9 protein-coding genes are annotated in these 8336 nt (G+C 56.1%); 8 read left to right on the top strand and 1 reads right to left on the bottom strand.

The window, feature by feature from the left end; all coding sequences use genetic code 11:
• From tilS to ispD, 6 genes are all read left to right on the top strand, one after another.
• Window positions 1-363 (top strand): tRNA lysidine(34) synthetase TilS (gene tilS / locus M0974_RS15755; protein ID WP_297838511.1); only part of this gene is annotated, 363 nt, incomplete at its 5' end.
• Between the two features lie 268 nt (window positions 364-631).
• Window positions 632-2263: a CTP synthase gene (locus tag M0974_RS15750; protein WP_297838508.1), complete on the top strand. Its 1632-nt coding sequence runs from the start codon at window positions 632-634 to the stop codon at window positions 2261-2263.
• A gap of 17 nt (window positions 2264-2280) precedes the next feature.
• Window positions 2281-3126 (top strand): 3-deoxy-8-phosphooctulonate synthase, encoded by an 846-nt coding sequence (kdsA, locus tag M0974_RS15745; RefSeq protein WP_297838514.1) that lies wholly within the window; start codon window positions 2281-2283, stop codon window positions 3124-3126.
• 168 nt (window positions 3127-3294) lie between these two features.
• Window positions 3295-4584, top strand: coding sequence for a phosphopyruvate hydratase (eno, locus tag M0974_RS15740; protein WP_297838506.1), 1290 nt, complete (start codon window positions 3295-3297; stop codon window positions 4582-4584).
• Between the two features lie 159 nt (window positions 4585-4743).
• On the top strand, window positions 4744-5022 hold the full coding sequence (gene ftsB, locus M0974_RS15735) for a cell division protein FtsB (protein ID WP_297838503.1): 279 nt from the start codon (window positions 4744-4746) through the stop codon (window positions 5020-5022).
• On the top strand, window positions 5019-5720 hold the full coding sequence (gene ispD / locus M0974_RS15730) for a 2-C-methyl-D-erythritol 4-phosphate cytidylyltransferase (protein ID WP_297838500.1): 702 nt from the start codon (window positions 5019-5021) through the stop codon (window positions 5718-5720). Before ftsB ends, ispD begins: the two co-directional genes overlap by 4 nt.
• Before the next feature lies 1 nt (window position 5721).
• Here the strand turns inward: ispD and M0974_RS15725 are convergent, their stop codons facing one another.
• Window positions 5722-6636: a LysR substrate-binding domain-containing protein gene (locus tag M0974_RS15725; protein ID WP_297838497.1), complete on the bottom strand. Its 915-nt coding sequence runs from the start codon at window positions 6634-6636 to the stop codon at window positions 5722-5724.
• Window positions 6637-6753: 117 nt separating this feature from the next.
• On the opposite strand from M0974_RS15725, the gene M0974_RS15720 reads away from it, so the two are divergent.
• Together M0974_RS15720 and M0974_RS15715 are read left to right on the top strand one after the other, a co-directional pair.
• Complete coding sequence (locus M0974_RS15720) at window positions 6754-7866, top strand: S-(hydroxymethyl)glutathione dehydrogenase/class III alcohol dehydrogenase (RefSeq protein ID WP_297838494.1); 1113 nt, start codon at window positions 6754-6756, stop codon at window positions 7864-7866.
• A gap of 94 nt (window positions 7867-7960) precedes the next feature.
• Window positions 7961-8336 (top strand): alpha/beta hydrolase-fold protein (locus M0974_RS15715; RefSeq protein ID WP_297838491.1); only part of this gene is annotated, 376 nt, incomplete at its 3' end.

Genomic DNA, 8336 nt, shown 5'->3' with positions numbered 1-8336 from the left:
TGGCTGCCAACGGCGTGGTTGCAGCCACTCGTCGCCGTAACCCTCTGGCGCGACGCCCCGCAACCGCTGCAACTGGCACACAACGGCCAGCTTTATTTCGACGGTGAGGCCCCGGCCGGTGAGTTTCAGGTGCGTTATCGCCAAGGCGGGGAAGTCATGCACTTGCCCGGTCGCGGCCACCGTGATCTCAAACGGCTGCTCAACGAAAGTGGTTTACCCGTTTTTATTCGCAGTCGTTTGCCGTTGTTGTACCGGGAAAACCAGTTATTGGCAGTCGCCAACCTGCCTGGACTCGACGGAACAGCCCATGGTAACTGGCGATTACGCTGGATCTCACCGACGAACGACCAAAGTTTGAGCTGAAAGCCCGTTTCCGGTAGACTACGCTCCCTTCTTGATAGAGCTTCTGTGGATTCTTGTGAATCGACGGAAGTTGCCGATTACCAGGCTGTTTTTGCTGGGCGATTCTCAAAAATGTAGCGCGCAACAGGTAGGTTTTTTCAGTCTGCCGGTCCCAACGCAGCAATTTTAAGGAGTGCACTGTGAGATTTTTTGGTAATTGCGGGCTTCGGCCTTCCTTCGCTTTCCCCGGCGGCTCTGACCGCTTTAACGCAGACTTCTAGGGTTTTTCATGACGCGCTACATCTTCGTCACGGGCGGTGTTGTTTCTTCATTGGGGAAAGGCATTGCCGCAGCTTCATTGGCGGCCATCCTGGAGGCGCGGGGACTTAAGGTCACCATGCTGAAGCTGGACCCCTACATCAACGTGGACCCGGGCACCATGAGCCCGTTCCAGCACGGTGAAGTGTTCGTCACACATGACGGCGCCGAAACCGACCTGGACCTGGGCCATTACGAGCGGTTCATCCGCACCACCATGACCCAGAACAACAACTTCACCACCGGCCGTGTGTATGAACACGTCCTGCGCAAAGAGCGCCGTGGTGATTATCTGGGCGCAACTATCCAGGTGATCCCGCACATCACCGACGAAATCAAGCGCCGCATCATCAAGGGCGCTGGCGATGCTGACGTCGCCATGGTCGAAATCGGTGGGACCGTTGGCGACATCGAGTCGCAGCCGTTCCTCGAAGCCATTCGCCAATTGCGGGTTGAAGTCGGTGCCAAGCGCGCCATGTTGATCCACTTGACGCTGGTGCCTTACATCGCCACGGCCGGTGAAACAAAGACCAAGCCCACTCAGCATTCGGTAAAAGAGCTGCGCTCCATCGGCTTGCAGCCTGATGTGTTGATCTGCCGCTCCGATCACCCGATCGATATTTCTTCACGTCGTAAAATCGCGTTGTTCACCAACGTTGAAGAGCGCGCGGTTATTTCCCTGGAAGACCTCGACACCATCTACAAGATCCCGGCTGTGTTACACGCCCAGGGTCTGGATGATTTCGTCGTTGAGCGTTTCGGCCTGCAATGCGGCGGCGCTGATTTGTCTGAATGGGAAAAAGTGGTCGACGCCAAGCTCAACCCTGAGCATGAAGTCACCATCGCCATGGTCGGTAAGTACATGGAGTTGCTCGACGCTTACAAATCGCTTATCGAAGCGATGAGTCACGCTGGCATCACCAACCGCACCAAAGTGAACCTGCGTTACATCGATTCCGAAGACATTGAAAACCAAGGCACCGCCTTGCTGGAAGGCGTAGACGCGATTCTGGTGCCAGGTGGCTTCGGTCTGCGTGGCGTAGAAGGCAAGATCACTGCCGTGCAGTTTGCTCGCGAAAACAAGGTTCCCTACCTGGGTATCTGCCTGGGCATGCAAGTGGCCGTCATCGAGTTCGCACGTAATGTGCTGGGCTGGAAAGATGCCAACTCCACCGAGTTCGATCGCACCAGCGGCCATCCAGTCGTGGGTCTGATCACCGAGTGGGAAGACGCCACCGGCGCCGTTGAAGTTCGCACCGAAACGTCCGACCTGGGCGGCACCATGCGTCTGGGTGCACAGGATTGCCAAATCGAGCCCGGTTCGCTGGTTCACGATTGCTATGCCAAAGACGTCATCGTCGAGCGTCATCGTCATCGTTACGAAGTGAACAATAACCTGCTGCCAAGCTTGATCGAAGCCGGTTTGAAAATCACCGGTCGTTCCGGCGATGGTGCTCTGGTTGAAGTGATCGAAGCCCCTGATCACCCATGGTTCGTTGCGTGCCAGTTCCACCCTGAATTCACCTCGACACCGCGTGACGGTCATCCGTTGTTCAGTGGTTTTGTGAAGGCGGCGCTGACCCAACACCAGAAGAAGGCTTGAGCCCAAGTATGAAAAGCATGTCGCAGAAGATCATCCGTGTCGGTGCAATCGAAATCGCCAACGACAAGCCGTTTGTGTTGTTTGGCGGCATGAATGTGCTGGAATCGCGGGACATGGCGATGCAAGTGTGCGAAGCCTATGTGCGCGTGACTGAGAAACTCGGCATTCCATACGTGTTCAAGGCCAGCTTCGACAAAGCCAATCGGTCTTCCGTGGCCTCTTACCGTGGCCCTGGCCTGGAAGAGGGCATGCGGATTTTCGAAGAGATCAAAAAGACCTTTGGTGTGCCGTTGATCACTGACGTGCATGAGCCGGAGCAAGCTGCAGTCGTGGCTGAAGTCTGTGACATTATTCAACTGCCGGCGTTTTTGTCGCGGCAGACCGATCTGGTGGTGGCCATGGCCAAGACTGGCGCGGTAATCAACATCAAAAAAGCCCAGTTCCTTGCACCTCAGGAAATGAAACACATCCTGAACAAGTGCGAAGAGGCGGGGAATGATCAGTTGATTCTGTGTGAGCGCGGCTCAAGCTTCGGTTACAACAACCTGGTCGTGGACATGCTCGGCTTCGGCATCATGAAGCAATTCGAGTACCCGGTATTTTTCGACGTGACCCACGCCCTGCAAATGCCGGGCGGTCGCTCCGACTCTGCCGGTGGTCGTCGTGCACAGGTGCTTGATCTGGCCAAGGCCGGTCTGAGCCAGAGTCTGGCGGGGTTGTTCCTCGAGGCGCATCCAGACCCGGATAACGCCAAATGTGATGGTCCTTGCGCCCTGCGTCTGGACAAGCTTGAGCCATTCCTGACTCAGCTAAAAGCGCTTGATAACTTAGTAAAAAGTTTTCCGACGGTAGAAACCGCGTAACAGCCGCTTCTCCGGTAGAGTGCGGTTCCGTAAAGATCCGCACACTATTTCTCTGATCGATGGTCAGAGGTTTGTCGCCCGTCAAGACTGCCCGCTTTATATGTGCTGACGGCGACAATCCCTATTTTCACCTGCGTCGTCTTCGTCAATCCTGGAGTGTTTACAACAATGGCAAAAATCGTCGACATCAAAGGTCGTGAAGTTCTCGACTCCCGTGGCAATCCCACCGTGGAAGCGGATGTGCTCCTCGATAACGGCATCATCGGCAGTGCGTGCGCGCCGTCCGGTGCTTCCACCGGCTCGCGTGAAGCACTCGAGTTGCGTGATGGCGACAAGAGCCGTTACTTGGGCAAAGGTGTGCTCAAGGCTGTGGCCAACATCAATGGCCCTATCCGCGCTCTTTTGTTGGGCAAAGACCCAGTCGACCAGCAAGCGCTTGATCGCGCCATGATCGCGCTGGACGCTACCGAAAACAAAGCCAGCCTGGGCGCCAACGCGATCCTCGCGGTGTCCTTGGCCGCTGCCAAAGCTGCCGCTCAGGACCAGGACCTGCCTCTTTACGCGCACATCGCTAACCTCAACGGCACGCCGGGTGTTTATTCGATGCCGGTGCCGATGATGAACATCATCAACGGTGGCGAGCACGCCGATAACAACATCGATATCCAGGAATTCATGGTGCAGCCGGTGGGCGCCAAGACGTTCTCGGAAGCATTGCGCATGGGCACCGAAATTTTCCATCACCTCAAAGCTGTTCTCAAGGCCCGTGGCCTGAGCACTACGGTGGGCGATGAAGGTGGTTTCGCGCCTAACCTGGCGTCCAACGAAGACGCTTTGCGTGTTATCTCGGAAGCCGTCTCCAACGCCGGTTACACCTTGGGTACCGACGTGACGCTGGCGCTGGATTGCGCAGCCAGTGAGTTCTACGAAGACGGTAAATACAATCTGGCCAGCGAAGGTCAGGTCTATGATTCGACCGGTTTCGCTGATTATCTGGCTGGCCTGACTGAGCGCTACCCAATCATTTCCGTTGAAGACGGCATGGACGAGTCCGATTGGGCAGGCTGGAAGACGCTGACTGACAAAATCGGCGAGAAGATTCAATTGGTGGGCGACGACTTGTTCGTGACCAACACCAAGATCCTGAAAGAAGGCATCGATAAAAAGATCGCCAACTCGATCCTGATCAAGTTCAACCAGATCGGTACCCTGACTGAAACGCTGGAAGCCATTCAAATGGCCAAAGCTGCCGGTTATACGGCGATTATCTCGCACCGTTCCGGTGAGACAGAAGATTCGACCATCGCTGATCTGGCGGTCGGTACTGCTGCAGGTCAGATCAAAACCGGTTCGTTGAGCCGCTCTGACCGCATCGCCAAGTACAACCAATTGCTGCGTATCGAAGAGCAATTGGGCGCCAAGGCTGTTTACAACGGTCGCGGCGAGTTTCGCGGCTGAGCAGGAAATGGTAAAAAGGCGACGGGCGCTATAGGAAAAGTCGGTTAGCTGATGATTCTTTACGCGTATGAGTGATCGGGCCCGGTAATCGGGTTCGATGCTCTCACTCTTTAAACGTGTTGGCACCGCTGTCTTTTTCCACTGAGTACCTGATATTCAATGCGCAGTCCTAACTGGTTGTTCCTGATCTTGCTCCTGCTGCTGGCTGGCCTGCAGTATCGCCTGTGGGTGGGTAATGGAAGTCTGGCGCAAGTAGCCACTTTGTCCCAACAAATCGCTGATCAGCATGCTGAAAACGATGCGCTGCTGGAACGTAACCGTATTCTTGACGCTGAAGTGCTAGAGCTGAAAAAAGGCATGGAGACCGTTGAAGAGCGTGCTCGTCATGAGCTCGGCATGGTTAAAGACGGCGAAACTCTCTACCAGTTGGCCCAATGACCTGCGCGTTGCCTGCCTTCTGGGCAGTTATTCCTGCTGCGGGTGTTGGCGCTCGCATGGCGGCTGACCGTCCCAAACAATATTTGTTGTTGGGCGGCCTCACTATTCTAGAACACAGCCTCAATTGCTTTCTCGATCACCCCCAGCTCAAGGGATTGGTGATCAGCTTGGCAGTGGATGATCCTTACTGGCCAACCTTGGCCTGCGCGGCCGATCCACGGATTCAACGGGCGGCGGGCGGGCTTGAAAGGGCCGACTCGGTACTCAACGCGTTGCTGCATCTGCACGGCCATGGTGCTCATGACGACGATTGGGTACTTGTCCACGATGCTGCTCGACCCAACCTGTCGCGTGGGGATCTAGACAAATTGCTGTCTGAATTGGCTGATGATCCCGTAGGCGGTCTGCTGGCTGTTCCTGCTCGCGACACGCTCAAGCGTGCAGACAGCAACGGACGGGTAGCGGAGACGGTCGATCGCAGTTTTATCTGGCTGGCCTACACGCCGCAGATGTTCAGGCTTGGCGCACTGCATCGCGCATTGGCTGACAGCCTCGTGTCGGACGTCAGTATCACCGATGAAGCGTCGGCCATGGAATGGTCCGGTCAGTCTCCACGATTGATCGAAGGCCGCTCTGACAACATCAAGGTCACTCGCCCTGAAGACCTTGAATGGTTGCGTCAGCGCCGCACATTCTGAGTCAAACGCTGAACCTGACTTGCTCGCAATACTCCTTACGTATCGCCAATCCTGCTTTCAGGTGTTCCACCAGCTTGCGCACTTTTGGCGACAGGTGCCGTTGCTGCGGGTACAGCGCCCACACGGCTGTGTTCGGCGGCTGATGGGCGTCGAGCAAAGGAATCAACTTGCCGCTGTTCAAATGCTCAAGCACGTAATAGTCCGGCAATTGGCACAATCCGATGCCTTGTAACGCCGCATCCAGGACTGCTTGGCCACTGTTGCAGCGCCAGTTGCCTTGAACCCGTTGTGAAAACTCCCGTCCGTTTTGCTGCAGTAGCCAGGTGTCAGTGCTACCGATCAGGCAATTATGGCGGCTCAGTTCGGACAAGCTGTGGGGCCGGCCATACCGTTCAAGGTAAGACGGCGATGCGCACAGGTACATTGTGCGCGGCGCGAGGCGGGTGGCGACCAATCGCGAATCCTGCAAGCGGCCCAGGCGAATCGCCAGATCAAGGCCCTCGTGCACTAAATCCAGCGTTCGGTTGCTCAGTTCGATGTCGACCCGTAACTGCGGGTAAAGGCCCATGAACTCCGTCACCAATGGCGCAATAAACCGCTCGCCATACGCTACTGCACAGGTCATGCGCAGTAAGCCCTTGGGCTCGCTGGCCAGATCGCCAACGGCGCGCAACGCTTCTTCGCGACCGTCCTGTAGTCGCTGACAATGTTGTAGGAAGGTTTGCCCTGCCTCGGTCAGGGTGACGCGTCGGGTGCTGCGGTACAGTAAACGCGTTTGCAACCGCTCCTCAAGCCGAACGATTTGGCGACTGATGTGTGATGACGAAACGCCCATGCGTTCGGCCGCCGCGGTAAATTGCCCGCATTCGGCCACCGCGACGAACTCATCCAGCCCTTCCCATAGATTGGCGACCACTGGTTTACGCCCCTTGATTATCCCTGCTCAGCAATAATGTTTTGCTTTCGTTCGGATTATTCCTCAAACGGCACTGTATTACACTCGTGGACTTGTATTTACTCGCTGGAGAAAAAGATGATCAAGTCACGTGCTGCCGTTGCCTTTGAAGCCAAGAAACCGCTCGAAATCGTTGAAGTCGATGTCGCGATGCCCAAGGCCGGCGAAGTGTTACTGCGGGTCGTTGCTTCTGGCGTTTGCCATACGGACGCCTACACCCTGTCCGGTGCAGACCCAGAAGGTATTTTTCCGTCGATTCTTGGTCACGAAGGCGGCGCAATTGTTGAGGCCATCGGCGAAGGCGTGACGTCGGTTGTCGTCGGCGATCACGTGATCCCGCTGTACACCCCTGAATGCCGCAAATGTAAATACTGCCTGTCGGGCAAAACCAACCTGTGCCAAGCCATTCGCGCTACTCAGGGCAAAGGTTTGATGCCGGATGGCACATCGCGCTTCTCCTACAAGGGTCAGACGATTTTCCATTACATGGGAACCTCGACCTTCTCCGAGTACACCGTGCTCCCGGAAATCTCGGTCGCTAAAATATCCAAAGACGCGCCTTTGGAAAAAGTTTGCCTGCTGGGCTGCGGGGTCACCACCGGGATCGGTGCAGTGATCAATACCGCCAAGGTCAAGCCGGGTGATACCGTCGCGATTTTCGGTTTGGGCGGCATCGGTTTGTCGGCATTGATCGGCGCGGTAAAAGCCAAGGCCGGGCGGATTATTGCCATCGACATCAACCCTGGCAAATTCGACATCGCCAAACAGCTGGGCGCTACTGACTGCATCAACCCGAAAGACTACGACCGACCTATCCAGGAAGTGATCGTTGATCTCACCGACGGCGGTGTGGATTTCTCGTTCGAATGCATTGGCAACGTACAACTGATGCGTGCTGCGCTCGAGTGCTGCCACAAAGGGTGGGGCGAGTCGGTCATCATTGGTGTAGCGGGCGCGGGTCAAGAAATCTCGACACGGCCATTCCAGCTGGTTACCGGGCGCGTCTGGCGCGGTTCGGCGTTCGGCGGCGTTCGCGGCCGTACGGAGTTGCCAAGCTACGTTGAGATGGCGCAAACCGGCGAAATTCCGCTGGATACGTTCATTACTCACACCATGGGGCTGGAAGACATCAACAAGGCGTTTGACCTGATGCATGAAGGCAAAAGCATTCGCACTGTCATTCACTTCTGAGAGCAGCGGTAAGCTTCAAGCTTCAAGCTGCAAGGGGGGGCGTTGTGCCTTCTTGCAGCTTAGGGCTTGAAGCTTGTAGCTGGGAGCCTTCCCCATGACTTTGGAAAATCTTTCCTGCCAGAAAAGCTTCGGCGGCTGGCACAAGCGCTACAAGCATCATTCCGATGTGCTCGGTTGTGACATGGTGTTTGCCGTGTATCTGCCGCCTCAGGCGGAGCAGGGTGGCAAGTTGCCGGTGGTCTATTGGTTGTCCGGACTGACCTGCACGGATGAAAATTTCATGCACAAAGCCGGCGCGCAGCGAATAGCGGCCGAACTGGGTTTGATTATTGTGGCGCCGGACACCAGTCCGCGCGGCCCCGATGTACCGGGTGATCCAGACGGTGCTTGGGATTTCGGCCTCGGTGCAGGTTTTTACCTAAACGCTACCCAGCAACCATGGGCAAAAAATTACCGCATGCATGACTATG

Origin of the sequence: Pseudomonas sp. (genome assembly GCF_026224925.1) — a bacterium.
In the GTDB taxonomy this organism is placed as follows: domain Bacteria; phylum Pseudomonadota; class Gammaproteobacteria; order Pseudomonadales; family Pseudomonadaceae; genus Aquipseudomonas.
Note: the sequence above shows the minus strand (reverse complement) of the source record. Positions and strands in the feature narration are given on the sequence as shown.

Excerpts from the sequence above, each read along its gene's own strand:
- ftsB (WP_297838503.1), top strand. The coding sequence starts at position 4,744 with ATGCGCAGTCCTAACTGGTTGTTCCTGATCTTGCTCCTGCTGCTGGCT.
- kdsA (WP_297838514.1), top strand. The coding sequence starts at position 2,281 with ATGTCGCAGAAGATCATCCGTGTCGGTGCAATCGAAATCGCCAACGAC.
- M0974_RS15750 (WP_297838508.1), top strand. The coding sequence starts at position 632 with ATGACGCGCTACATCTTCGTCACGGGCGGTGTTGTTTCTTCATTGGGG.
- ispD (WP_297838500.1), top strand. The coding sequence starts at position 5,019 with ATGACCTGCGCGTTGCCTGCCTTCTGGGCAGTTATTCCTGCTGCGGGT.
- M0974_RS15720 (WP_297838494.1), top strand. The coding sequence starts at position 6,754 with ATGATCAAGTCACGTGCTGCCGTTGCCTTTGAAGCCAAGAAACCGCTC.
- eno (WP_297838506.1), top strand. The coding sequence starts at position 3,295 with ATGGCAAAAATCGTCGACATCAAAGGTCGTGAAGTTCTCGACTCCCGT.